20 protein-coding genes and 1 pseudogene are annotated in these 25,509 nt (G+C 72.7%); 11 read left to right on the forward strand and 10 right to left on the reverse strand.

Going from position 1 to position 25,509, the window contains the following annotated elements; all coding sequences use genetic code 11:
• Positions 1 to 25: 25 nt before the first annotated feature.
• The 7 genes from STRBO_RS0118400 to STRBO_RS0118430 form a co-directional block, all read right to left on the reverse strand.
• Positions 26 to 1,360 carry a ferredoxin reductase domain-containing protein gene (locus tag STRBO_RS0118400; RefSeq protein ID WP_005475096.1) on the reverse strand — a complete coding sequence of 445 codons (1,335 nt, stop codon included), beginning with the start codon at positions 1,358 to 1,360 and terminating at the stop codon, positions 26 to 28.
• Positions 1,360 to 2,979 carry an amino acid adenylation domain-containing protein gene (locus tag STRBO_RS0118405; protein ID WP_005475095.1) on the reverse strand — a complete coding sequence of 540 codons (1,620 nt, stop codon included), beginning with the start codon at positions 2,977 to 2,979 and terminating at the stop codon, positions 1,360 to 1,362. Before STRBO_RS0118405 ends, STRBO_RS0118400 begins: the two co-directional genes overlap by 1 nt.
• A gap of 864 nt (positions 2,980 to 3,843) precedes the next feature.
• A complete protein-coding gene (locus STRBO_RS0118410; RefSeq protein ID WP_005475089.1) occupies positions 3,844 to 4,488 on the reverse strand; it encodes a dihydrofolate reductase family protein in 645 nt (214 codons plus the stop codon).
• Positions 4,489 to 5,136: 648 nt separating this feature from the next.
• Positions 5,137 to 6,906, reverse strand: a complete 1,770-nt coding sequence (locus STRBO_RS0118415; RefSeq protein WP_005475088.1) for a hydroxysqualene dehydroxylase — start codon at positions 6,904 to 6,906, stop codon at positions 5,137 to 5,139.
• 185 nt (positions 6,907 to 7,091) lie between these two features.
• The gene (locus tag STRBO_RS0118420; protein ID WP_005475086.1) at positions 7,092 to 9,011 is read right to left on the reverse strand and encodes an SMI1/KNR4 family protein; all 1,920 of its coding nucleotides are present in this window, start codon (positions 9,009 to 9,011) and stop codon (positions 7,092 to 7,094) included.
• A 69-nt stretch (positions 9,012 to 9,080) separates the two neighbouring features.
• Positions 9,081 to 10,688, reverse strand: a complete 1,608-nt coding sequence (locus STRBO_RS0118425) for an alpha/beta fold hydrolase (protein ID WP_020114579.1) — start codon at positions 10,686 to 10,688, stop codon at positions 9,081 to 9,083.
• Positions 10,685 to 11,896 (reverse strand): serine hydrolase domain-containing protein, encoded by a 1,212-nt coding sequence (locus tag STRBO_RS0118430; protein ID WP_005475082.1) that lies wholly within the window; start codon positions 11,894 to 11,896, stop codon positions 10,685 to 10,687. The genes STRBO_RS0118425 and STRBO_RS0118430 overlap by 4 nt, the downstream gene beginning before the upstream one ends.
• Positions 11,897 to 12,275: 379 nt before the next feature.
• Between STRBO_RS0118430 and STRBO_RS0118435 the strand changes: the two genes are divergently transcribed.
• From STRBO_RS0118435 to STRBO_RS44650, 3 genes and pseudogenes are all read left to right on the forward strand, one after another.
• Positions 12,276 to 13,616, forward strand: coding sequence for a ferredoxin reductase family protein (locus tag STRBO_RS0118435; protein ID WP_005475080.1), 1,341 nt, complete (start codon positions 12,276 to 12,278; stop codon positions 13,614 to 13,616).
• Between the two features lie 170 nt (positions 13,617 to 13,786).
• On the forward strand, positions 13,787 to 14,989 hold the full coding sequence (locus STRBO_RS0118440; protein WP_005475079.1) for a cytochrome P450 family protein: 1,203 nt from the start codon (positions 13,787 to 13,789) through the stop codon (positions 14,987 to 14,989).
• 25 nt (positions 14,990 to 15,014) lie between these two features.
• Positions 15,015 to 15,176: pseudogene (locus tag STRBO_RS44650) on the forward strand (pyridoxamine 5'-phosphate oxidase family protein); the annotation flags it as partial.
• On the opposite strand, the gene STRBO_RS0118445 reads toward STRBO_RS44650, so the two are convergent.
• Together STRBO_RS0118445 and STRBO_RS0118450 are read right to left on the reverse strand one after the other, a co-directional pair.
• A complete protein-coding gene (locus STRBO_RS0118445; RefSeq protein WP_005475078.1) occupies positions 15,158 to 16,183 on the reverse strand; it encodes a PP2C family protein-serine/threonine phosphatase in 1,026 nt (341 codons plus the stop codon). The pseudogene STRBO_RS44650 and the gene STRBO_RS0118445 overlap by 19 nt on opposite strands.
• A 239-nt stretch (positions 16,184 to 16,422) precedes the next feature.
• Positions 16,423 to 17,187: an IclR family transcriptional regulator gene (locus STRBO_RS0118450; RefSeq protein WP_020114581.1), complete on the reverse strand. Its 765-nt coding sequence runs from the start codon at positions 17,185 to 17,187 to the stop codon at positions 16,423 to 16,425.
• A gap of 179 nt (positions 17,188 to 17,366) precedes the next feature.
• Between STRBO_RS0118450 and STRBO_RS0118455 the strand changes: the two genes are divergently transcribed.
• Complete coding sequence (locus STRBO_RS0118455) at positions 17,367 to 18,356, forward strand: SDR family oxidoreductase (RefSeq protein WP_005475074.1); 990 nt, start codon at positions 17,367 to 17,369, stop codon at positions 18,354 to 18,356.
• A 229-nt stretch (positions 18,357 to 18,585) separates the two neighbouring features.
• Here the strand turns inward: STRBO_RS0118455 and STRBO_RS0118460 are convergent, their stop codons facing one another.
• On the reverse strand, positions 18,586 to 19,869 hold the full coding sequence (locus tag STRBO_RS0118460; protein ID WP_020114582.1) for a cytochrome P450: 1,284 nt from the start codon (positions 19,867 to 19,869) through the stop codon (positions 18,586 to 18,588).
• A gap of 175 nt (positions 19,870 to 20,044) precedes the next feature.
• On the opposite strand from STRBO_RS0118460, the gene STRBO_RS0118465 reads away from it, so the two are divergent.
• The 7 genes from STRBO_RS0118465 (at position 20,045) to STRBO_RS0118495 (ending at position 25,509) form a co-directional block, all read left to right on the forward strand.
• Positions 20,045 to 20,512 (forward strand): DUF5709 domain-containing protein, encoded by a 468-nt coding sequence (locus tag STRBO_RS0118465; protein ID WP_005475070.1) that lies wholly within the window; start codon positions 20,045 to 20,047, stop codon positions 20,510 to 20,512.
• A gap of 122 nt (positions 20,513 to 20,634) precedes the next feature.
• Positions 20,635 to 21,249 (forward strand): dihydrofolate reductase family protein, encoded by a 615-nt coding sequence (locus STRBO_RS0118470; RefSeq protein WP_005475067.1) that lies wholly within the window; start codon positions 20,635 to 20,637, stop codon positions 21,247 to 21,249.
• 97 nt (positions 21,250 to 21,346) lie between these two features.
• Positions 21,347 to 21,907 (forward strand): RNA polymerase sigma factor, encoded by a 561-nt coding sequence (locus STRBO_RS0118475; protein WP_005475066.1) that lies wholly within the window; start codon positions 21,347 to 21,349, stop codon positions 21,905 to 21,907.
• Positions 21,904 to 22,728, forward strand: a complete 825-nt coding sequence (locus STRBO_RS0118480) for a hypothetical protein (RefSeq protein WP_005475065.1) — start codon at positions 21,904 to 21,906, stop codon at positions 22,726 to 22,728. Before STRBO_RS0118475 ends, STRBO_RS0118480 begins: the two co-directional genes overlap by 4 nt.
• Positions 22,725 to 23,558: an ABC transporter ATP-binding protein gene (locus STRBO_RS0118485; RefSeq protein WP_005475063.1), complete on the forward strand. Its 834-nt coding sequence runs from the start codon at positions 22,725 to 22,727 to the stop codon at positions 23,556 to 23,558. The genes STRBO_RS0118480 and STRBO_RS0118485 overlap by 4 nt, the downstream gene beginning before the upstream one ends.
• Entirely contained in the window at positions 23,555 to 24,934 is a 1,380-nt protein-coding gene (locus STRBO_RS0118490; protein ID WP_005475061.1) for a hypothetical protein, read from the forward strand. The genes STRBO_RS0118485 and STRBO_RS0118490 overlap by 4 nt, the downstream gene beginning before the upstream one ends.
• Positions 24,931 to 25,509, forward strand: a complete 579-nt coding sequence (locus STRBO_RS0118495; protein WP_005475060.1) for a hypothetical protein — start codon at positions 24,931 to 24,933, stop codon at positions 25,507 to 25,509. Before STRBO_RS0118490 ends, STRBO_RS0118495 begins: the two co-directional genes overlap by 4 nt.

Here is a 25,509-nt window from a genome sequence, read left to right on the forward strand (position 1 = left end):
TCTCTCCTTCTCTCCTGACGGTGTGTCACGAGTCCCAGATCGCGCCGTACGCGGGAATGCCGCGCCGCTCGAGACCGTGAACGACCTGCCAGGTCAGCTTCTTGTTGGAGATACAGATGACAGCCTCGGCACCGAAGTCGCGGTACGCGGTGTACGCGAGCCGCACCATGTCCGGTTTGCCGTGCTGCGAGGTGTCCCAGACCAGCGCGTTCGGCTGGACGGCGAGGATCTCGTCGACCAGGCCGTCGCCATAGGTCCTGCGGGGATCGCGCGTCGCCCACACGAGCCGTGAGGGCACCTCGGCGGCCAGCAGATGCGGCAGGCAGGGGCCGATACCGCTGCCGGTGGCGACGTAGACCACCTTGCTGAACAGGGTCTCGATATTGGCGACCCCTGCCGTCGTGATGCCCTTGACCCAGACCTTCGGGGGTGCGTCGTCGATGAACGAGCCTGTCCAGTCGCCCGCGCGGGAGATGGTCAGCCGAAAGCCGGGTTCGCCGGGTGAGGGCACGTTGGCGAAGGAGTGCCACTCGGTGAGCGGGCTGCGGCTGATGGCGGTGGAGGACCCCGCGAAGGGTGTCACGCCGTGGTCGAAATGGGCCAACGCGACGTGCGTGGAGGGCCGTTCGATCTGTACGTCCACCTTGCGCAGCCGCAACCAGGGCAGGGCGACGCTGAAGGTGACCACGGCCAGCACCCCGAGGGCGACCGGCTCCTGCGCGCCCAGCAGCGTATGCGTCCAGAACAGTGCGAGGGCGCTCCAGCCGCCGAAGCGGTGGATCTTCTCGAAGTGGTCGTGGAAGCGGGAGCGGAAGGGCGGCAGGGCGGTCACGACGATGACGGCGAGCAGGGCGACGAGGGCCCAACTCACCGTGATGAGTGGCAGGTTGGCGCCTTCGACGGTCACCACGACCGCCCCCGCGAAGAACCACACGGCTCCGGCCAGCGCCCCGCCCACGTGCAGTCCGCCGAAGTGGTACACCTTTCCGAGAGTCCACCTCACCTTCAGCGGCCAGCTCCTCGGAGCCCACGTCGCGAGGCGGAAGAAGAGGTTGACGACGTACTGCTGCCGTACCACCACGGCGAGCGCGAGGTTCGCGAGGGACGCGTAGCTGATGGCTTCCGTGTTCGGCGCCCAACTCGCCGCCAGGAATCCGATGTTGGCCAGCATCACCAGGGCCGCCAGTCGGTTGTAGTGCATCAGGCGGGGGTGCTTGAGGAGGCGACGGGGCGCGGACGTGAGCGGAGGGAGTTCGGCGAGAGTCGCGGGAGGCGCCGGGTGCGTGGCGCCTGCCACCTCGACAGACGTGGCCTCGACGGACGAGCTCTCGACGGAGGAGGTCTCCACGGACGACGTCATCAGGCTGCCCCCTCTCGCACCGCCGACACCGGCAGCAGGGGTGCTCCCTCGCCATGAGCCGTCACCGGACGCGCGGCATGGTGCGTGGCCTTCTCCCGCTCCGCCGCCAGCCGCAGCAGTGCCGCCCGGTCGACCTTGCCCCGGTCCGTCTCCGGCAGCGCGGCCACCGGGAGGACCGTGGCCGGCACGCAGTAGTACGGCAGTACGTCGGCCACCGCGCGCCGGGCCTTGTCCGGGTCGACGTCGGCCGGGCAGACGAAGGAGATCAGGCTCCGGGCGTCGCGCTTGAGCGTGATGGCGCGGGAGCAGCCCGCCACCGACTCCAGCACCGAGGAGACGGAGTCGAGTTCCACGCGGAAGCCGCGGACCTTGACCTGGTCGTCGGTACGGCCCAGATGCTCGAGTTCGCCGTCGGGCGTCCAGCGGCCGAGGTCGCGGGTACGGAACATGCGGTGTCCGCCGCCGAGGAAGGGGTCGAGGGCGTACCGCTCGGCGTTCAGCGCCTCGTTGTTCAAGTAGCCCGCCGATACGCAGTCGCCCCCGGCCCACATCTCGCCGACCTCCCCGATGGGCAGCGCACGCCGGTGCTCATCGAGGACGTACACCGTGTTGTTGGGGGTGGGGCGGCCGATCGTGAGCAGTGCGTCGTCCACGCGGTGGTGGCGCATCGTGTTGACGATCGTCGTCTCCGTGGGCCCGCAGGAGTTGTGGAAAGCCGACCGCCGGGCCCAGGCGTCCGCGAGCGGGCGCGGGCACGGCTCGCCCGCGACCGCCACCGTTCGCACATGGGGGCAGTCCGCCGGGTCGATTCCGGACAGTACCGTCGGCGTCGCGATCAGCACGTGTGCCGTACGGGCCGTCGCCGCGACGTCCTTGCCTCGGACGAGGAGCGTGCCACCGTGGGCGAGGCAGCCGAGGATCTCCCAGGCGGCCATGTCGAAGGCGATGTTGAGGAGCTGGGCGACCCGGTCGCCGGGGCGGATGCCCAGGTCACCGGGCTCGGTGAGGAGGATGTTCGCGACGTTGCGGTGGGTGACCTTCACCCCGTTGGGTTTGCCGGTGGTGCCGGAGGTGAACAGGACGTAGCACCCGTCGTCGGGCCGTAAGGGCCGCTCGAGACGGACCCGCCCTTGCGTGGAGAGGTTGGCGAGATCGTCGTCGTCGAGCGTGATCAGCCGGTGTCCGGTGTCAGGCAGGGGCACCCGCAGCGTGTGCTCCGACTGAGTGAGGACGACCCGGGTCCCGGCGGTGCGGATGACGTGTCGCAGCTGGGCGACGGGGGCGAGGCCGATGTCCTGCGGGACGTACGCGGCGCCGGCCTTCAGCGTGCCGAGCAGTCCGACGAGCATCGGGATGGAGCGGCGTACGAAGAGGCCGACGTGATCGCCGGGCCGTACGCCCTCCCGTACGAGTCTGGCCGCGAGCCGGTCGGCACGACGGTTCAGCTCGCCGTACGTGATCGTCGTGCCCTGGTGCTCGGCGGCGACGGCGCCCGGCGCGGCAGCGGCCTGCCGTTCGACGGCGTGGTGGACGAGGGGGTCGGTGACGGGGATCTCTGTACCTTGGCCGAACTGCCAGAACAGGGCCCTGTCTTGGAGGGACAGATGACTCAGGGGCATGCTTCACAGACCTCCTGGCTGTGTGGGGAGAAGATGCCTCGGGCGACTGAACGCTGACGTGCGTCGATATGTCGAGCATCGTGCGGAGGTACGGGCCGCAACACCGGACCGCGGTGGCGGCTCCAATAGCTTCAACGTTCAACGTGCCACGCGTCACTGTGAAAACAAGTCACATGACTGGACTCGTGGCCCATCCACAGCTTCCGCACGGGCAAGCGACAGGAACCTCACGTACAGCGCATGCAACGGGACGCGTTGGTCGAGTGGGAGGCCGCCCACTCGATTGGCATGGCGCGGATGCCAGTGTGTCAATTCCGTCACTCGGTGAGCCCGAGATCCCTTTTGCAGTCGGCGACGGCGAGAAGCAGTCTTTCATCGGTGCCCTGGAAGGACTGAGCGGCGGATGGCTCACAGTTGGTCAAGATCTGCCGACCGGGTGACCGAGCGCCTGACCTCGGAGAGCGAGCGGCTCCTCGACGCTGCGGCGGCCTCCGAGAAGGAACGGAGGGGCGAGAAGCCCAAGGGGCCCTCCACGAGCCTGCACCGCAAGGCTGTCCGAACTCGATGCACGGCTTGGAAAGCGTCTCGCACTGCTGGACCAGCGGCAGCTGATGTCGACGAAGCCGCCGCAGATCCTCAGTGCGGCGCTTGTGCCGAGCGTTTCCGATCTCCCCTCCAGCGCGTACTGCTGTGTTGAGCCGCCCACCAGGACTGAGTCCGGAGACCCCTGGCTATGCTGCGGGTTGTCTTTGCGGGGTTTGGTGGACACCAATCGGGACAATCCGAACCGGCAGGTCCGTCTGAGCTTCCTGGGCCGAGTACCCGGAGCGCCGGCGCGACCCGGCCGCTGCCTGGGAGCCGGTCTCAGTCGGCGTGCCCGACGCCGCGATCGGGTGCGCTCATGTCCCCAGTGCCGGGGGTGCCGTCGGCGAGACCATAGCGCAGGTACACGGTGCCCTTGGGGCCGGCTGCCGGTGGTTCGAGGAGCGTGAGGTTCGTGGGCACCTCGCCACCGTCGAACACCTTCTTCCCCACGCCGAGCACGATCGGGTGCACCCAGAGGTCGAGACGGTCGAAGAGCTTCTCCCGCAGAAGGCTCTGCACCAGATCCAGGCTCCCGACGACCTTCACGTGCTCGTGCCGGTCACGGATCTCGCGCACCGCGGCGGCCAGATCCGGGCCGAGCTGCGTGGAGCCGGCCCACGAGAGGTCGGGCTTGCCGCGGGAGGCCACGTACTTCGGGACACGGTTGAAGAGGTCGGCGATCGCGCCGTCCTCGCCGCCCTTCTGGTGCGGCCAGTAGGCGGCGAAGATGTCGTACGTCCGCCGACCGAGCAGGAGGGCGTCCGTGTCCTCGTACGCGGCACCGACCTGGGCCCCCGACACCTCGTCCAGCAGGGGTGCCTGCCAGCCGCCGAACGGGAACCCGGCCGGGTCCTCGTCGGGGCCGCCGGGCGCCTGCCCGACGAGGTCGAGGGTGGCGAACAGTTCCATGTGGATGAGGCCCATGGCTTACTCCCGATGAGATGGTCGTCGCGGTCAAAAGGTAGACCGGTGTGAACCGGCAGACTCATCGCCGCGCGGACCGATTCCGGCCGGGAAGTCTCGCGCGAGGTCGAAAGAGGGCGGCGAAACCCACGTGGCGGTGGCGTTCGCGGGGTGGATGGCGGGGCCGGCGGTGGGGTGCCGGGGGGCGACGGGGGCGGTCCCCAGGTGGTTCTGCCGGGGACACGCGCCGGTGTCCTGGGCCGCGACCGGGGGCGTCCTGGTCTCGCTACGGCCGCGGCATCCTCCGGGGTGGTTGTTCCTCCTCGCCATCGGTGGCTCCGGGACCTGGCAGGTCGGCCTGGCGGCGTACGGCGGGCACGCACGGTGTGGCGGTCGCCGAGCCGGACTGGCCGAGGGCGTCGGTCGCCGCCGCCGTGGCGGGCGGGGCGCACGCCCCGTCCCTGTTCGCGCTGCCCACCCTTGTGCCGCCGCTCTCTCGGCAGGGCCGCCCGGCGTTCGACCCGCAGGCGTCGACGACACCGTGCCCGGTGGTGACACCCCGCCGGTGTCCCTGCCGTCCGCCTGGTCCGTTTCGAGCCGCCGACGCGTCGGCAACCGGCGCCGCCCCGACCACCGCCCCGCGGTGCCCGGCAGCCCCGTCAGTGGCTGTCAGCCGATGTCGAAGAGGTTCGGCAGGCGCAGGCGGTAGCGCGTGCGGTCGTGGCGTTTGAGTGCTTCGAACTCCGGCGCCCGGTACAGCGGGGTGACCGTGCATCTCTCGGCGGTCGAACCGATGCTGTCCAGCAGGGCGTTGACGGCCTGGCGGGCCGAGGTGTTGGCGCCTTCCATGGTGGCCAGGTCGATGGGCACGGACACGTAGTCGCCGGACAGGAAGAGGTTGGGGATCCTCGTGGCCGACCGCGGGCGGAGGTGGAAGGTCCCCACGGGGTGGATGAGCAGCTGCTCCTCGTTGACCGGGGTCGGAGTGCCGAGTCCGTCCACGGCCGGGTCGAGGAACCAGGAGTGCAGTACGGAGTCCTTCAGGACCGTACGCCCGCTGTCGTTGAGGGCCGCCTTCAGCTGGGCCCACACCTCGCGGGCGACTTCGGCGCGCGTGCACTGCTTGGCGGTTCTGCCGTACAGGATGCCCGGCCGGTCCCACTCGGAGACGTCCACGGACAGACAGTCCGCGACCGTGCCGTCGCCGAAGTCGGCGGGGAAGTCGTGGCCCGGCCAGTGCTGGGCCTGGGCGATCGCGGTCAGCGACCAGGGGGAGTCGATGAGGTCGAGATGGCCGTGCAGGATCGGCGTGCGTTCCGTCAGATAGAACTGGATGCCGGTCATCCAGTCCGTCTCCAGTCCGTCGCACGCGGCCAGTCGGGGGTCGGCCGCGCGCACGGCGGAGTTCCAGGTGCGGCGGGCGTGCTCGACGGGCATGGCCGAGATGTAGTGGTCGGCGGTGACGGTGCGGCGAGTGCCATCGGGGCCCTGTACGACGGCGCCGGCGACACGGCCCGCGTCCATGGGCAGGTCCTGCACGGTCCAGCCGATGCGGAACTCGACCCCGAGTGACCTCAGGTACGTCACCCAGGGGTCGATCCAGGCCTCGTTCGTGGGCGCGTTGAGGATCCGGTCCAGGGGGCCGTCCGCGCCCCGCCCGAGGACGTTGAACGCGAACGCCTCCAGCAGCGTGCCGACCGTGCGGGTGCTGGCCTCCTCCGCCTTGGTGGCCACGATGTTGCGGGTGATGCCGACGGCGAGGATCCGCTGGTAGTCGTACGACATGCGTTCGGCACGCACGAACTCCCACCAAGGCATCTGCTCCCAGGTGTTGTCGCGGCGTTCGTCGCAGCTGGTGAGGAAGACCAGGAAGCGGTCGGCGAAGTAGAGGGCCTCGTGGAGGGGGAGGCTGAGGGCGGTGTCCAGGAACGAGGTGAGGGCGCGGCGGATCTCGTCGGGGGTGAGGTCGGCCGGGGTGTTGCCGGGCCAGGGGAGCGGGATCCGGATGTCCTCACGGCCGCCGGACCGGGCGAACAGCATTTCCTTGGGGGCCACGAGGTTGTCGTGGACGCCGTGGGGGTTGCCGGGGAAGGGGATGCGCCGCATGGTGTCGGGGAGGTTGTGGTAAATCCCGGGGATGAAGCGGAAGCCGTGCTCCCCGGGCAGGTGGGCGCGGCCGCCCTTGCCGCTGTCGGGCACGTCCATGCTGCGGGCCTTGCCGCCCAGCGCCTTGCGTTCGTAGACCGTCACCCGGAAGCCGCGTTCGGCGAGCTCGTGCGCGGCCGTGAGCCCGGCGACGCCCCCGCCCAGCACGGCCACGGTCCCCGGGGTCGCGCCGTCCCGGGCGGCGGCCCGCCGGGGGGTGGCGAGGGTGACCCCGCCGCCGGCGGCCGCGGCGGTGGCCGTGCCCAGGAACCCTCTGCGCGTGGTGCCGCCCATCGCTACCCCTTACCGTCGGTAACCGTTGGCGCACGAGGATATGAGCGACCCACCGATCCCGGAAGGCGACAGACAGGGCTGGGGACACTTTGGCTTGATGCGGCACCATCTCGGCGGGAGCGGCATCATCTCCGCGCCACCGGCTCCTGGGTGCGGCCGTCCGCCGTCCGCCGTCCGCGCGGCCTCTAGCCCACGCGGATCACCGAGAACGTCTCACCGTCCCTGGGCGGCCGTGTCCAGGAACGGGTGACGAACGTGTGCAGCCGCCCGTGCACGATGGCGTGACGGGGCAGACAGACACCGAATTCGCGGGTCACGGCTTCCAGCAGGGCCCGTTCCACCTCGGTGTGGTCCTCCAGGTCACCGAAGAACAGGCTCGGATCCAGCGCCCGGGGTATCTCCCCGCTCGACCGGACCTCTCCGCCCGCGTACGTGAACGCGCACTGCTCGGCACCGTCCCGCGCCACCGAGAGGTGGAAGAAGGGCTCCCCGTGCGTCCTCCTCAAGCCGCTCCACACCACCACCGCGCGAGTGCCCTCACCGGCGGCCACGGCCGGGGAGACGAACCGCTGTGGGTCGAACTGGGAGGCGTCCGGGTCGAAGGCGAAGCTCCAGCCGGTGCCCGCCCGGCCGACCGCCACGAGAGCCCGGTCGGCGTAGGACGAGAACTCATTCCGGTTCCGCAGCGACCTGCGGCGCGCCTCCCACAGGGTCATGGGGGCGTTCAGCACGGTGTTGTCCCGGTCCCGGTCCCCGCCCCCTTCCCGGTCCGCGAGACGTCCGGGCAACTCTTCCGGCTCCACCCCCTCCACCAGAACGAACCGGTAGGACGTGCGGTTGTTGCCCGGGTCGGGCTCCGCCAGCCACGTCAGGTCACCCGGGTCGAGCGCGGTGGGCGCCGGCCCCGGAGCCTCACCCGCGTGCCCTCCCCGGGGAGTCGACAGCAACTCGCGACCCCGCTCCGGGGTCAGCAGCGGCCCGAGCACGGGATCGGCCACCCACCCCAGCGGAGCCAGGTGGTCCGGCCCCAGCGGCTCCCACACGGGCAGCGCGTTCATCAGTGTCCGCCAGGCGCCGTCCGTGTCACCCCACCGTGCCGACTCCCGTGCCCGTCCGACCGCCTCGCCGAACGGCCCGCTCGCGGTGTACCGGTACGTGCCGTTCCGCACCGCCTCCAGGGTCGCGTAGGCCAGTGACAGCAGGTCGTCGCTCGCGCCCCGCAGATGGTAGGTCAGCGTGGAGTCGTCCCGGTACGAGTGCGCCGCGTGCTCGGCGACCAGCGAGGGCAGCAGCTCGGGGGCGTACCGCGGGTCCGTCACCACGCCGTCGAAATACACCATGGAGGTCTGTCCGAGCAGGCGGCGTATCTGGTCGCCCAGTCCGGCGGCCCGCGGTCTGCCGTACGCCGCGGCCTCGTCGAGCGCTTCCCCGGCGCGTTCCCAGCCGCCGCGCAGCGCCTCCTGCCGGGCCTCGTCCATCGCGGCGTCCAGCCTGAGCGTCGTGTCGTTGGCGAACACCGGCTCCCCGTCGCCCGCGTGTGCCCGCAGACTGTGGAACTCGCGGTGCATCGCCCGCATGAACTCCAGGAAGTTGGCGTGCCGTTCGGGTGGCGCGGCCCGCCAGCTCGCCCAGGTGTACACCGCCCACTCACCGTTGTCGTCCACGTCCTCGGGATCCATGAGGACGTGGGTGACGTCGGACTCGACGTCGAGTTGCAGCCCGCGCCGCCAGATGTCCACCTCCAGCCGCTCCTCGGGCCCGGCGTCCTCGTCCAGATGCTCCTCGTACATGGCCGCGAGCCCCGACTCGTCGTCGTGCCAACGCGCGTCCGCGGTCCCCGCCAGCAGCCACACGAACTCTCCCGCGTGCCGCCACCCGTCGCTGACCGCGAGGAACTCCCGGTACGACGGGGGCATCCGCCGGCCGAGGCGGTCCTCCATGGCTGCGATCCGCTCCCGCGACGCGGGGGGAAGCCCCAGCCATCGCGCCCGGTGCGCGGCTTCGTCGTCCTCGCCCCGGGTCTCGTCCTCCGGCAGGGAATCCGCCCACTCCTCGCTCCACCTGAGCAGGAACGTCCGCCAGTCGAATGCCGTGGTGTCCGTCATGGGCCCGATGCTGCCACTCGACACTGACAGCGGTCGGTCCGCTCAGGCGCGCTGACGACGAGGCCCGGCTCAGCCGGCCGACCGGGCGCAGGTGACGTCCGTGTCGGGGAGGTGGCCGGTGGACAGGTAGGTGTTGACCGTCGTGTCGGCGCAGGAGTTGCCGAACACGCCGTACACGGCGTGCTGGTCCGCGCCCCGGAGGGTGAGCAGGCGGGAGGAGGGCCACATGCGCCGTACCGTCCGCGCGTTGCGGTAGATGGTGCGCGGGTCGCCGGTCGCGTTGACGAGGAGGGCCGGGAGGTCGCGGCGGATCGTGGTCGGGTGCTCGCGCGGCGGGGCCCAGAACGCGCACGGATTGATGTTGTGGGTGACGGGACCGAACAACGGGTCCTTCGCGCGGGCGCGTCGGACGTCGCGCCAGTACGTCTCGGGGGAACGCGGCGCGGACGCGTCCCCGCACAGGATCGCCGTCTGGACGCTGCCGTACGCGGAGCCGGATCCGGTCAGCAGGAAGTCGAGGGTCTCGGCCAGCCATGGTGACGGGGTGACCGTGCGGCCGGCGACGGCGCGGCGCATGTCCCGTACGGCCCGGGCGAGATCGGCGTAGGCGGCGTCGTTGTCCTGCGAGAGGCCGGTGAGGGCGACGACGGGGACGAGATGCTCGTCCACCCGGTGGTCGCCGATCGCCAGGGGAGCGCGTTCGGCCGCTGTCCGGATCCTGTTCACGACCGCCAGCACCTCGCTCCCGGTCCGGCCCAGACCGTAGGTGGTGTCGCGGGCGGCCGCCCAGGCGGCCCAGCCCGCCAGGGCGTGCCGGTTGGCCGGCTCCGTGCCGCGCAGCAGCCGGGGGTTGTAACTGTCGGGGGCGACGAGACCGTCCAGGACGACGCGGTCGGTGCGGCCGGGGAACATCGTGGCGTACACCTGGCCGAGGTAGGTGCCGTACGAATAGCCGAGGTAGGAGATCCTGCGCTCGCCGAGTGCGGCGCGGACGACGTCCATGTCGCGCGCGGTGTTGCGGGTCGTGGCGTACGGCAGGACGTCGCCCTGGGACGTCCGGCAGCGGTCGGCGAGTTCCCTGGCCAACCCCACCGAGCGGTCGAACGCCGCCCGGTCCTTCCCCGCGCCGCGTATGAAGGAGCCGGTGGGCCAACGGCAGTCCAGGGGCGTGCTGCGGCCGACGAAACGGGGGTCGACGCCCACCACGTCGAAGCGCTCACCGGCCTGCTTCATCGCCGTGCGCACCCACGGCGGGTCGCCGATGCTCTGCCCGCCGGGGCCGCCCCCGTTGAGCAGCAGAGGGCCTACGCGACGGGCCGTGTCGGTGGCCCGGATGCGCGAGATCGCGACGGTGATCGTACGGCCGCCCGGATCCGCGTAGTCCAACGGGACGGTGACGTCGGCACACTGGGCGCCGGCCCGCTGGAGTTCCTCGCCGGTCTCGTCGTCGGGTCCCAGCAGGCAGCTCTTCCAGTCCAGGTGTTGATCGTGGTAGCGGGTGAGGGGACCGGTGGGGGCGGGGTCTGCCGCGGCGGGCGTGGCGGGGACGGTGAGGGCCCCGACCAGGCACAGGACAGCCCCTGCCGCGGTGCGCGACACGAGCCGGCGCGGACCGCCGGTCGGTGCGTCGCGTGGGCCGGCCGTACGCGTGGCGGCGGGGGAGGGAGAGCCGGTCATGCGGTGGTCCTTTCGAAAAGCGCGCCCTCGCAGAGGGACTTGTCGACGAGGTCCAGGAAGGCGGACTCGGCCTGGAGCGAGGCGGGCACCTCGTTGAGGGCGACGGCGACGCTCCGGCCGCCTGGACCGACGGCGACCAGCGCCCGGTGGCCGCCGGGCACCGTCCCCGCGTGCCCCCACCACGTGCCGCCGCAGGAAAGCGGTGTCGAGATCAGGCCCAGCCCGTAGCGGGCGCCCGGCCAGAGCCGGTCGGCGTCGGCCTCCACCGTCCGCCGCATCTGCGCGAGCTGGGCGGCGGGCAGCAGGCGCCCGTCGAACAGGGCGGTGGCGAACCGTGTCAGGTCGCCCGGTGTGGAGACGAGGGCGCCGCCGACCCCGCCGAAGGTCATGTTCCAGGCGGTGCCGTCGGCGTGCCGGCCGTCGCCGTCGGTGAAGTAGCTGCGGGAGTGCGCTCCGCGCACGTGCGTGTCGTCGCCGGGCCAGTAGGTGTCGCGCAGTCCGAGGGGCTCGATGATGCGGCGGGTGATCTCCGCCTCGGGAGTGCGGCCGGTGACCTCGCGGACGATCATGCCGAGGATCAGGTAGTTGGTGGTGGCGTAGTGCCAGCCGCCCTGCGGGCGCGGCAGTTCGAGAGCGCGTGCGACGAGGTCGCGGGGTTCGAAGTGGCGATACCGCTGCCGCTGGGGAAGCTCCCATTCGGGGGCGTCGAGATAGTCGGGCAACCCGCTGGTGTGCCGCAGGAGGTGGCGTACGGTGATCGGACGGCGGTCCTGGCCGTCGTCCTGGATCAGGCCGGGCAGATAGCGGTCGACGGGGGCGTCCAGCGACAGGCGGTGCTCGGCGACGAGTTGCAGGACGAGCGCCGCGGTGAACGTCTTGGTCACGCTGCCGACGCGCAGCCGGTCGGTGGTGTTCATCGGGCGCCCGGTGCGCAGATCCGCCGTTCCGGCCGACGCGGCCCAACGCCCGCAGGACCTGCCCGCGGTGGGGCCGGTCACCAGGACCGCGGCACCGGCGACGCCGTGCCGGGTGGTGAGGTCGCGCAGCACCTGGCGGGTCCGGTCGTGCGTGCCGCAGTCCACGGCGGAGCGCGGGCCCGGCGTCCGTGCGGTCGCCGTCGGACCGGTGGCGGCCAGGACGACCGCCGTCATCAGCGCCGCGAGGCCGACGCGCCTGCCGGTCGTCGAGTTCGGTAAGAAGGTTGGCATGTCGTCAGACGGTAGGCACGGGCCGTCCTGTGATCACTCCGGCAGGCAGGTGCTTCCGGGATGACGCCAGCCCGAGCGGAAAGCGGGAGCAGACCTCCTGGACGGGCGGAACCCGCCGCTGGTAAGGGCGAGCCGGTACGACCGTCGCCGCCGACCTCCCCACGGAGCCGGAAGCGGAGGCGGGCGTGGCCGCGCGCACCCGGCGATGTCGGTGCCTCGCCTGCCCCGCTCCGTCCGAGCGTGAAGCGACGGTTCCCCGGGTAGCCCTTCCAGCGCGCGGATCCGGTCGGTGCCGTCGGGCGTCGGCCGGTGCGCTATTCGACGGTCGGCGCGTGCGCACTCAGCCGTGTGTCCCGGCCTCGATGGGGGAGGGGGAGTCATGGGGGCTGCGGTCTCACCGGACGTGCGGCGGGGCGGTGTGGCGCCGGTGGTGGCGGCGCGGTGGGCGCTGTGGACGTTCGTCCTGGTCAACCTGGTGATCGTCGAGGTTCTGTTCCTCACCGCCGGGACCGGGAAGAACGGGGTGCTCACGGTCGCCAAGTTCTTCGGCCTGCACGCCGCCGTGCTGATGTTGTTCCAGCTGCTGCTGGTGGCCCGGCTGCCGTGGCTGGACCGCCGTATCGGCATGGACCGGCTGACGGTGTGGCACCGGTGGGTCGGCTTCACCCTGCTGTGGACGATCCTCACCCATGCCGCGCTGGTGGTGCTCGGGTACGCGAGGCTCAGCGACACGTCGTTGCCGAAGACGTTCTCCGCGCTGGCCGGAGTGCCCGCTTCCCTGCTCGGCATGTGGGCCGCGGTGTTCGTGGTCGTGGTCGCGGCCGTCTCCGTCCGTCGGGTGCGGCGGCGGCTGCGCTACGAGACCTGGCACGGTCTGCACCTGCTGCTGTACCTGGCGTTGGGGCTGGCGTTCGTCCACCAGCTGCAGGAGACCACGACGTTCGCCTCGTCGTCGGCGGCCGAGGTCTACTGGTGGGCGCTGTGGCTGTTCGCGTTCGGATCCCTGGTGACCGCGCGCCTCGTCGTGCCCGTGTGGCGGAACCTCTATCACCGGTTCCGGGTCGTGGCGGTGGTGCCGGAGTCGGACGACGTCGTGTCGGTCCACATCTCCGGCCGTCACCTGGACAGGCTGCCGGCCAGAGCCGGCCAGTTCTGCTTCTGGCGCTTCCCCGGGCACAACCACTGGTGGCTGGCGAATCCGTTCTCACTGTCGACGGCACCCGACGGCCGTGCGCTGCGCCTGACCGCGAAGGCCGCGGGCGGCGCCAGTGCCGGACTTCGGCATCTCCCGGTCGGGAGCCGGGTCTTCGTCGAGGGGCCGTACGGGGCGTTCACCTCGCTGCATCGCACCCGCCCCGGGGCCCTGCTGATCGCCGGCGGGGTGGGGATCACACCCGTCCGGGCCCTGCTGGAGGAGGAACCGGCCGGCGATGTCGTCGTGCTCTACCGGGTGCGCAGCGAGAGGGACGCGGTGCTGCTCGGCGAGATACGCGCACTGGTCGCGGCGCGCGGCGGTCGGCTGTACCTGCTCACCGGCCGCCGCGGGGAGGGCAGGCCGCCGTTCGAGCCGGAGAGCCTGGGTGCCCTGGTCCCCGACATCGCCGAGCGCGACGTGTACGTGTGCGGTCCGCCCGCGATGACCTCGGCCGTGCTCAGCGGCCTGCGCGCGCTGAAGGTCCCCCGACGGCAGGTGCACGCCGAGAGGTTCGGCCTGGCCTGAGCCGAGGTGGGCTCCGCGGGGAGGCGGACTCGTGGGTACCGGAGCGGTCCCGTGGGCACCGGGCCCGTGGGCACCGGGGTTGATCGGGGAGCGAGGGTGCCGTGGAGGGCGGGGCGCGGCGGAGGGTGGGTGCCCGGGCCGAGAGGGCCCGCCCGACTAGGGTGGGGGCCATGTCCCCCACAACTCCGGCTCAGCCGCCCCTCGTTGATCCTGCCGAGCTGGTCGCGGATCCGTACGCGGTCTACGGGCGGCTTCGCGAGGCGGGGCCCGTGCATCGCATCGCCGGAACGGACGGGCTGCCCGCCTGGCTGGTCACGCGCTACGACGATGTGCGCGAGGCCCTTGCCGACCCCCGGCTCTCTCTCGACAAGAGCAACGCGGCACCCGGTGGCTACCACGGGCTCGCGCTGCCGCCGGCGCTGGACGCGAACCTTCTGAACATGGACCCGCCGGACCACACCCGCATCCGGCGCCTGGTGTCCCGGGCGTTCACCCCACGTCAGACGGCCCGGCTGCGCGACCCCATCAGAAGGACCGCGGACGCGCTGCTCGACGCCGTCGCACCGTACGGCCGGGCCGATCTGATCGCCTCGTACGCGGCGCCCCTGCCGATCACCGTGATCTGCGACCTGCTCGGCGTGGCCCCGCACGACCGGCACGACTTCCGCGCCTGGACCGACACCCTGATCGCGCCGGACCCCGCCCGGCCGGGCCGGGCGAAGGAAGCCGTGCGCAGCATCCTGGCGTTCTTCACCCGGCTCATCGACGACAAGCGCGCCGACCCCGCGGACGACCTGCTCTCCGCGTTGATCGCCGTACGCGACGACGAGGACCGGTTGAGCGAGGACGAGTTGATGTCGCTCGCCTTCCTGATCCTGATCGCCGGATACGAGAACACCGTGCACCTGATCGGCAACTCCACCCTCGCTCTGCTCAGCAACCCCGACCAGCTGAGCGTGCTGCGCGCCGACCCCGGCCAACTGGCAGGCGCGATCGAGGAGTTGGCCCGCTTCGACGGTCCGGTGCCGCTGGCCATCCGGCGTTTTCCCGTCGAGGACGTCATCATCGGCGGCGTCCGCGTCCCGGCCGGGCAGACCGTCCTGCTCTCCCTGGCCGCCGCACACCGGGACCCACGCCGCTTCGTCGGACCGGACCGGCTCGACCTGGACCGTGACGCCACCGGTCATCTCGCCCTGGGGCACGGCATCCACTACTGTCTCGGCGCGCCGCTGGCCCGCATGGAGACCGAGATCGCCCTCGCCGCGCTCCTCGACCGGTTCCCCGGCCTGGCCCTCGACATCGCGCCGGACGCGGTACGTCGACGGCCGTCCATGCGCGCCCGTGGGCTGCTCGACCTGCCGGTGCGTTTCTGAGCGCCGCTCGTCGACGGGGGCGCGGGCGGGCCTCCCTCACCTGCTCCAGGCGCAGGTCCTGCGGATCAACGGCAGGGCCCGCATCCTTACCGACGCCCCGTTCTTCGACGCGATGGCGCTGGACGGGCGGCGCACCACGCCGGCCCTGGTGCTGGAGATCGACGAGATCTATCTGCACTGCCCCGCAGTCGCTGCGGTCGGCTTGCGGAGCAGCAGCAGCGCCGCGTCGTCGTGGAGCCGGCCTCCCACGTGCGTGAGCAGTTCGTCGTGGAGTGCCGAGAGGGTGTGGGCCGGCTCGTCGGACACATGGTGGGCCAGGCGCTCGGCGAGGGGGTAGAAATCGCGGTCGCGGTCCCGGGCCTCCGTGACACCGTCGGTGTAGAGCAGCAGCTGATCCTCGTCGCCGAACGGCAGGATCCGCAGACCGGGCGTCTCGCCCGTCAGGGCGCGCAGCCCCAGCGGCGGGGCCGGGCAGGCGGGCTCCACCGGTACGACCCCGGAGCCGCGCACCAGCAGCGGCGGCGCGTGTCCGCAGTTGACCAGCTCCAGCCGGCCCGGGCCGGGGTGCCCGGCGACGACCGCGGTGACGAAGTCGTCGCTGCGGAGATTGCGCGCCAGACTCCGCTCGATCCGGTCGACGACGGCGAGGAGATCGGGCTCCTCGAACGCCGCCTCGCGAAAGACGCCGAGCACCAGGGCGGCTATCCCGACCGCCGGCAGCCCCTTGCCGCGCACATCGCCGACGATCAGCCGGACCCCGTACGGGGTGGGTATGAGGGCGTAGAGATCTCCGCCGATCCGGGCCTCGGCCGCGGCGGCGCTGTAGCGGACGGCCACCTGGAACGGGCCGACGGTCGCCGGTACCGGCTGGAGCAGGGCGTGCTGGGCGGCCTCGGCGACCGAGCGCACGGCCGCGAGCACCCGCTCGCGGCGCCCGCGCAGGGCGCTGGCCAGGCCGCTCGCCAGGGTGACGGCCACCAGTGCGGACAGGACGGCGGCCAGCTCACGGCCCGGCGCGCCGTCCCGGACGCCGAGCATCGTGCCCAGTACCCCGGCGAGGAGACCCACCCAGAGGACGCCGCGCGGCCCGCCGGTGGTGGCGGCCAGCGCGGGCCCCGCGGCGAGCAGCGGCAGCCAGGTCAGCCCGGAGCCACCGAGGAGGCCGACGAACACGATCACGGAGACGATCAGCACGGGCAGTGCGGGGGTACCGGAAGCCAGTTGCGCGGCGACCCGGCTGGGGACCGGCCTTTCCGGGGCCGACGTCCGCGCCCGGGACGGCCGGTTCGGCGTCGGCCTGTGGTCGCCACAAAGCTCTCGGGTATGGCTCATGTGTCGCCCGCGATCCTCACTCGTCTGGGGAGTCAGCGCTCCGGAATCGTCCGTTTCATCCAGGAAAGAGGATCGGCCCGAGTGCCACAAGGACATGGATTTCAGATAGTGAGCGACAGGCCCCTGGTCACGCGGCTCGCGATCGGCAGAAGCCGTTCCCGGACCTCCGGCAGCCGGGAGAGCCGGTCCGAGCGCAGCGAGACGCCGAGCGAGCCGAGCGTGTCCCCGCTGTACACGGGCACCGCGATGCAGACCGTGCCGAGGGAGTACTCCTCCAGGTCCGTGACGGCCGGCGCGACGGGCGAGGAGTCCAGCCGCCGGAGCAGCTCCGGGGCGTCGGTGATGGTCCTCGGGGTGAGATCGGCCAGGTGGTGCCGGGAGAGATAGTCCCTGCGGGACTCCGCGTCCAGCTCGCGCAGCACCGACTTGCCCAGCGCCGTGGCGTGCCCGGCGTCCTCGAAGCCCACCCACAGATCGACCCGGGGTGCCCGGGGGCTGTCCACGATCTCGGCGACCCGGATCTCCCCGTCCTCGTAGAAGGTGAGGTAGGCGGCGCCGGCCAGCTCGTCCCGCAGCGCGGCGAGCGTCGGACGGACCCGGCTGAGCAGCGCCTGGCCCCGCCCGGTGGTGTGCAGCGCTCCCACCTTGTCGCCCAGGACGAAGCCGCCGTCGGCCAGTTTGCGCAGGTACCCGTCGTGGACCAGGGTCCGCAGCAGGTGGTAGGCGGTGGCCAGGGGCAGCCCCGTCTCGCGGGCCAGTTGCTTCGCCGGAGCGCCGTTCTCGTGCGCGCTCACCGCCTCCAGCAACCGGAAGGCGCGCTGAACGGACGCGATGAGGGTGGGGCCGGGGCCGTCGTGCACAGCCATAGGACCAGGGTGCGCCGGTCGTGCGGAGCGGGCAAGCGACGCCCCCGGCGCGGGCGCTCGCTCATCTCCCGCGTGGAGGCCACGGCCCGGGTGATGCGAGCCCGACCGGGTTCGGGGTACTCGGGCGGCGCAGCATCGGACACGCCGTGTCCGGCGCGTCAGTCCTGAGGAGGTACGGAATGCGACTGCGGGAACACGTGGTGGTGGTGACGGGAGCGTCCAGCGGGATCGGCAGGGCCACGGCCGAGGCCTTCGCGCGCAAGGGGTGCGCCGTGGTGCTGGCGGCCCGCCGCGAGGAGGCGCTGGAGGCGACCGCGCGGGAGTGCGAGCGGCATCGCGGGGCCCGGACGCTGGTCGTGCCGACCGACACGACGGACGCCAAGGCGGTCGACGACCTGGCGAGGCGGGCCGTGGAGGAGTTCGGCCGGATCGATGTGTGGGTCAACAACGCGGCCGTCAACGCCTTCGGCCGCTTCGAGGACGTGCCCCTGGAGGACTTCCGCAGGGTCCTGGACGTCAACGTGATGGGCTACGTGCACGGGGCGCGCGCGGCACTGCGGGTGATGCGGGAGGAGGGGCGCGGCACGCTGATCAACATCTCGTCCATCGTGGGCGCCGTCGCCCAGCCGTACAGCCACCCGTACAGCATGTCCAAGCACGCCGTCCAGGGGCTCGGATCGAGCCTCCGGCAGCAGCTGCGGGTGGAGGGTGTCAAGGGCATCCGGGTGTGCACCGTGATGCCCGCGACCATCGACACCCCGCACTTCGAGCAGGCGGCCAACCACACCGGACGCAAGGTGGTCGCCATGCCGCCGGTCTACAGCCCCGAGCGGGTCGCCCGGACCGTCGTCGACCTCGTCCGCCACCCCCACCGGGAAGTGGTGGTCGGGCCCGCGGGCAAGGCCCTGGTGCGCCGGTCGCGGAAGAACCCGGCCCTCGCGGAGCGGGCGATGGCCCGGCAGACCGAGAAGACCCACCTGTCCCACGAGGAATCCGCCCCGGCCACGCACGGAGCGCTGCACGTACCGGCTCCCGGCGAGGGGGCGGTGCACGGCGGCTGGGGCGGCCGGCGGCGAACCGCACTGCGCAGGGTGGCCGTCTACGGGCTGGTGGGAGCGGGGGTGGCGGCCGCCGGGCGCCGGATCGGGCGCGAGCTGTCCGCCGCCTGACGTCCGCCGCCTGACCGGGCCGCCGACGCGCGGCGCACCGGAGCGCGTGTGCGAGGACGACGCGCGAACCGGCGTACGAGGACGGCGGGGTGTGCGGGCCCGAACCAGGCCCGTACACCCCGCCGAGTCGCCGAGTCGCCGAGTCGCCGAGTCGCCAGTCGCGGTCAGCCGTCGGCTGTCGGCGTCGGCCGTCGGCGTCGGCGTCAGCCGTCGGAGGTCCCCGGGGCCGTCACCCCGCCGCCCGCCCCGCGGCACGGGCCCGCGCCGGTACCCGGACGGACTCCATGACGAACCCGCTGCGCACCCGCGCCGGCATCCGCGTCAGCGGGATCCGCAGGTCCTGCGCGGGTACGTCGTACTCCAGCCGGGCCAGCCGCGGCCCCAGAGCCCGCAGCAGCGCGACGGTGACGTCCTCGCCGGGGCAGCGATGACCGGTCGCGCGGTCGCCGCCGCCCTGCGGTACGAGGTCGTCGCGGCGGGGCGGTCGCTCCAGGAACCGCTGGGGTTCGAAGGTGAAGGGGAGGTCCCAGAGATCGGGGTCGTGGTTCTGTCCGTACAGGTCGAGCAGGACCATGGCGCCCGCCGGGATCGGTTCGCCCCGCCACTCCAGGTCGGTGACGGCCCGCCCGCCGACGAAGGGGGCGAACGGGTAGAAGCGCCGCAGCTCGTGGGCGAACGCCACCGCGTACTCGGGGTCGTCCTCGGCCAGCCGTTCCCGCACGTCGGGCCGCAGGCGCAGCGCGTGCCCGGCGTAGGCGACGAACCAGCACACCGCGACGGTGGGGCGGATGACGTTGAGCAGTTCGACCGCGGCGGTGTGCGGGTCCAGGGGCAGGCCGTCGGCGTCCTCGTGCCGGACCACCACGTCCAGCGGCGACCCGGCCGGCGCGGTCGCGGCACCCTCGCGGACGTCCGACACCAGACCCGCCAGCCACTCCTCGGCGTTCTTCCGGGCGCGGCGGGCCCGCCAGTGCCGGGGCCCCGGGGAGGCGAAGCCGTCGACCATGGCGACCAGGTCCCGGGCCGTGGCCTCGCCGTCGGGGTCGTCGTCCAGGGGGATCCCGGCCCATCGGCAGACCCCCAGGGTGAGCACCCGGCTCGCCTCGTCGAAGAGGACGACCGACGGCCGGCCGGGCCACGACGCCTCGGCCGTGTCCCAGGCCGCGGCGACATGGTCCACCAGGCCGGTGACCGCCTGGGGACCGGTGAGCAGGGAGAGGAACATCTGCTTGCGCACGCGGTGGGGCGGTCCGTCCAGCGTGTGCACGGCTCCATGGCCGAACAGTGTGCTCAGCACCGGGTCGGGCAGCGCCGTGGCGCGTTCCACGTGCCCTTCGTCGTAGAAGAACCGCACCGCCTCCGGGCCCTGGAGGGCGACGGCGTGCTGTCCCATCAGCCGGGCACGGACCAGGGGGCCGGTCGTACGGCGCCAGCGGTCGGGCAGCCAGGTGTAGCCCCGGAGGAGGACCGCGAGCGAACTGTCGACGAGCGGGGTGCGACGACTCTGATTCATGCCCACCCGAGTGCCCGCCCGGCTCCCCCGGCTAACGCCGGGCCCACGCCCGCGTGGGGACCGGCGCGGAGACGCGGAGAGCGGGCCGGCCCCGGTGATCGCGGCGCGGAGGTGTCACAGCGGGGGAACTCGGTACTCCGCAGGGAGTACGGAGCAGTCGACCCCGGAGGCGATCATGACTGACGAGAACATGGCGGACGACGCCTACCAGCCCACGGGCGGCAACGAGGAGCAGGAGGACGCCTCCCCGCTGGACCTCCAGGACGCGCTCGACGAGCGCACCTACGACGACATCCTGGACGAGGGCTACTCGCCGCAGGAGAAGCCCCTGGGCGTCGACCGGAGCGGCACCACGGCGGCCGAGCAGCACGAGGGAGAGTCCCTGGACGACCGGCTGCGGCAGGAGGTCCCCGACGTGGAGGTGCCGCCCGGCGACGGGATCGGCGACCTGCCGGGCGGCGAGGGCGAACCCGTGGACCCGGAGGCCGGTGCGGACCGGGCCGGCCGCCTGGTCGCACCGGACGAGGGCGTGCGGACGGACACCACCAAGGAACTCGTCGCCGAGGACGAGGGCATCGACGGTGGCGCGGCCGGCGCGGAGGAGGCGGCGATGCACGTCGTCCCGGACGACCGGCTGCCCTGACCGGGTGAGGGGAAGGTCCGGCCGAGAAAACCCGGACCGCGTGCGGAGCCCTGTCGAATACGGCGGCTCCCGCTCGACGTGAGGGTGTAGTCGGTACGCCCCACGACCCAAGGAGCACCCTCATGACCGTGACCGTGGACATGGCCATCTCCCTCGACGGATACGTCGCCGGCACCGACGTCACCCTCGACAACCCCGGGGGCGACGGCGCCGAGCCGCTGTTCGAGTGGATCCACGAGCTGGCGAGCTGGCGGGAACGCCAGGGCATGCCCGGCGGCGTGGAGAACCGCGACTCCGAGCTGATGCGTGCATGGTTCGACGCCACCGGGGCCGTGGTCATGGGCCGCACGATGTACGACACGGGTGAGAAGTTCTGGGGCGACAACCCGCCGTTCCGCGCCCCGGTCTTCGTGCTCACCCACCGGCCCCGCCCCACCCTGGTGAAGGAGGGCGGCACCACCTTCACCTTCGTCACCGACGGCGTCCACAGCGCTCTCGACCGCGCCAGGGCCGCGGCCGGGGAGCGCAACGTCGACATCGCGGGCGGGGCGAGCACGGTCCGGCAGTACCTCCGGGAGGGACTCGTCGACGAACTGCACCTGCACGTGGTGCCCGTACTCCTCGGCGCGGGACTACGCCTGTTCGACGACCTCGGCGCGGTGCGGCGCGACCTCGAACCGGTCGGGGTGGTCGCCACGCCCCTCGCCACGCACCTGAAATACCGCTTCACGAGGTGAACACCCCGCCACCGGTGGGCGGACGAGCGGGCGCCGGGCCGTGACGGGGATCACGTCCGACGGAAAACCCGCCGCGCGGGTCCCGCGTCTAGCGGGTGTGAGATCAGTCAGGAAGACACCGGGTGAGCCGGACGAGGAGCGCCTCGTCCGGCTGGTGGCCAGAGGCGACCGCGCGGCGTTCGAGGAGCTGTACCGGCGCACCGCGCCATGGCTCGCGGTGCGTCTGCGGCGCCGCTGCGCGGACGAGCAGATCGTCGCCGAGGTCATGCAGGAGACGTACCTGGCGGTGTGGCGCGCGGCCGGCGCGTTCGCCGGGGCCGCGGTCGGCGGGAGCGCCGTCGGCTGGCTGTGGACCATCGCCGCACGCCGTCTCGTCGACGCGTTCCGCCGCCGGGCCCATCACGCCGAGCCGCCGCCCGCGGCCGCCGGGCAGCCGATGGCGCCCGCCGCCGAGGAGGAGGCGCTCGCGGCGACCGTCGGCGGCGACGTCGGGGACGCGCTGCGGCGCCTCGCGCCCGAACTCAGACAAGTACTGCAGGCCATGGTGCTCGACGGGCTGTCCGTCCGGGAGACCTCGGTCCTGCTCGGCGTGCCCGAGGGCACGGTCAAGACCCGCGCCCGCCGGGCCCGGACCGAGATGCGGAGGGCCCTGGCATGAGCGTGGAACACGCGTCGACGCGGATCATCGACGGTTACGCGCGCGGCGACACGGACATCGCCGCCGACGAGGTGTGGGCCCTGGAGGCCCATCTGGAGAAGTGCCGGAACTGCCGTGACCGGCTGTCGGCCGCCGTCTCGAGGACCGCGCCCGCCGTGACGGCGATGGTCGGCACCGTCTGGGCCGACCTCGAACCCCGGCTGGCCGCGACGGCACCCATGCCCGCCCGCCGTCGCTGGTCGGCGCGGCTGTCGAGGTGGCTGACGCCCACGATGGTGCCGTGGCTGGCCATGGTCATGACCGTGACCCTGCTCGCGCTGCTGCTCGACATCGCCGACACCGGCTCCGGCCCCGGCCAGGTGTCGCCGGTACTGCTGCTCGCCCCCGTCCTACCCGTGCTGGGCGTCGCGGCGTCGTGGTCGCGCGGCCTGGACCCGGCGTACGAGCTGACGGCCTCCGTGCCCAGGGCCGGGCTCCCGCTGGTGCTGCGGCGCACCACGTCCGTGCTCGCCGTCGTCATCCCCGCGCTGCTGGCGGGCGGCGGCCTGACGGGGGTGTCGGCGGCCCAATGGCTGCTGCCCTCACTGGCGTTCACCTCGACGACCCTGGCGCTCGGCGGAGTCGTCGGCGTGACCCGGGCCGCCGTGGCGCTGGTCGCGGTGTGGGCGGCCGTGGTCGTGGCACCGGCCCTGGCCACCAGCAGTACACCCGTGGCTCTGCGGAGCGCCGGGCTGCCCGTGTGGGGAGTGGTCCTCACCCTCGGTATCGGTGTCGTGATCGCCCGCAGGGGCGCGTACTCCGTACTGGGAGCCCATCGATGACCGACCGGAAGGAACAGCACATGATGTCCGCGGTGAGCGCGGCCGATCTCGCACCGACCGCCTACGCCTGGGAGATCCGGGCCACGGGGCTGAAGGTGCGGGCCGGCCGGAAGCGGATGGCCGTCGACGGGCTCGACCTGTCGCTCGGCACCGGCGTGCACGGCCTGCTCGGACCCAACGGGGCCGGCAAGACCACCCTCATCCGGGCGCTGGCGACCGTGCTGCGCCCCGCCGGGGGCACCCTGGAACTGTTCGGCGAGTCCGTCGGCGGCCTCGGCGAACACCGGGCCCTGCGCCGCCGGATCGGCTATCTGCCGCAGGAGTTCGGCTACTACAAACGCTTCACGGTACGCGAGTTCGTCGAGTACATGGCCTGGCTGAAGGAGGTCCCCAAGGCGGACATCCCCGCGGCGGTGCAGCGGGCGATCGAACGGGTCGGCCTCGCGGACCGCGCCGACGAGCGGATGAAGGCCCTGTCGGGCGGCATGGTGCGGCGTGTCGGAATCGCCCAGGCCATCGTCAACGAGCCGGCGGTCCTGCTCCTCGACGAGCCGACGGCCGGCCTGGACCCGGCCCAACGGCTGCGCTTCCGCCGGCTGTTGCAGGAACTGGGCACGGACACCTGTGTGGTCGTCTCGACCCATCTGGTGGAGGACGTCGCCGCCGCCTGCACCGACGTGGTGCTCTTCGCCGAGGGCCGGCTGGTCTTCCAGGGCACCCCCGACGAACTGGCGGCGGCCGGCGGACCCGAGCACGTCGGGGACAGCCCCCTGGAGCGCGGCTACGCGGCGCTGCTGCTCGACCCCCGGCAGGAAAGGGGCACCTGGTGAACACCCGTGTCCTGCGCATCGAGTTGAGACGTTCCGTCGCCCCCTGGGCCGGCGCCGTGACCCTGATCGTCGCCCTGGCGTTCCTGTACCTGCTGAGCGGCCCGTGGTGGAAGGGCACGGCGATGTGGACGGCCCAGTGGACCTCCATGGCCCTGTGGACCCGCTCCCTGCTGATCCTCCTGTGGCCGCTCGCCCTGGCGCTCGGCGCGCTCCAGGGGCTGCGCGACCACCGGTCGAAGATGGCCGAGCTGCTGACCAGCACACCGCGCCCCGCCCGGCACCGGGCGGCGACGACCGCGGGCGCGACGGCGATCACGCTGACCTCGGCCTTCACGCTCGTCGTCCTCCAGGGCGCGGTCCAGTTGGTCGGCGACACCTCGTACACGCACCTCGGCTGGCTGCCGATCTCGCTCGTCGCCGCACTCTCCCTCCTCGCCGGGGCCTTCCTCGGCATGGGGATCGGGCGCAGCCTTCCCTCCCCGCTGACCCCGCCCGCCCTGGCCGTGGCCGCGTTCGTGTTCCTCAACCTCCTGCGGATCTCGACCGACACGACGGAACCGGGCGCCGCGACGCCGAACCGGGCCACGCTGCTGTCACCGGCGGTGGAGGACGTGCGTGACGTCTTCCTCACGCTCTCCGCCCCCGTGCACGTGGGCCAGTCCATCTGGCTGCTCGGCATGGCCGCGACGGGTTTCGCGCTGCTGCTCGCCGCGACCCGGCGCACCCGCCTGTTCGCCCTGGCACCCGTCCTCGCGGGCGCGGTGATCGCCCTGCTGCTGTTTCCCGCGGACCCGCGCCGGGCGTACGTCGTCGACGAGGCCGCCGTGGCCTTGGTGTGCGACGGCCCGGTGTGTGTGGCGAAGGCGCACGAGGACCACCTCGCCGCTCTCGCGGGGCCCGGGAAGAAGTCGCTCACCCTGCTGCGACGCGCCCTCGGTGGCGAGGCACCGACCTCCGTGCGGGAGAGCACCGCCCAGCGGTCGCTCTTCGACCCGCCGGAGCGGTCCCGCACGGCCGTGCTCGTCGATTTCGACGACAGCGTGTTCGCCTACACCGAGGGCGAGGAGCTGACCCGGGCCCTGCTCGGTCAGGGCATGATCCCGATCTGCTACGCCCGCAGCGCCGCCGAGAGCGGCACGCTCGGCGAGATCGTCGCACAGGGCGTCGCGGCGGGCTGGGTCCTCGGGGACCTGAAGCCGTTCGACGGAGCCATGCACGCGGCCGGCGACCAACTCAAGGAGGCCCGCCCGGTGTTGCGGGAACTCAAGGCGCTGCCGTGGTCCGAACAGGTCGCACGCGTCAAGGCGGCGCACACCGCCGCCGTCTCGTGCGCGGGCGACCCGCTGGACCTCCTGGACGGCGGTACGTCCCGGTGAGGTGGCTGACGCTGTACGCCCGCTCCCGGCAGGTGCCGGTCTCCCTCGCCGCGGTGGTGATCGCCACCGTGCTGGTGTGGACCTTCGCCCGGGACGGCGGCGGGGGACCGGGCGACCCGAAGGTGGCCGTGTTCGTCCTCGTCGCCGGGGTGGTGGCCGCCTCGATCGGGCTCGGCGGCCAGGACCTCGCGCTGGACCGCACGGCCGCGATCCCCTGGCGGTTCCGCAGGGCGGCGCACGTCCTGCTCATCGGTGTGGTCGCGGGCGCCGCGCTCCTCACGGCGCGGACGACGGGGGAGGACTCCTGGGTCACCACCGCGTTCGTCGTCCGCGACAGCGCCGGTCTGACGGGCCTGGCCGCCCTCGGCGCGGCGCTGTGGGGGGCCCACTACGCGTGGACCCCACCCCTCGCCTGGCTGTCCTACGCGGTCCTCGCCCCGCCCCCGACCGGCCTGCCCACGCGGGTGGCGAGCTGGATGCTCCTCCCGCCCGGCACCCCGGCGGCCACCTGGACGGCCCTGACCCTCGCGCTCACCGGCACGGCGGCGTACGCCTTCGCGGGACCGAGGCGGTAG

The organism is Streptomyces bottropensis ATCC 25435, assembly GCF_000383595.1.
Taxonomy (GTDB): domain Bacteria; phylum Actinomycetota; class Actinomycetes; order Streptomycetales; family Streptomycetaceae; genus Streptomyces; species Streptomyces bottropensis.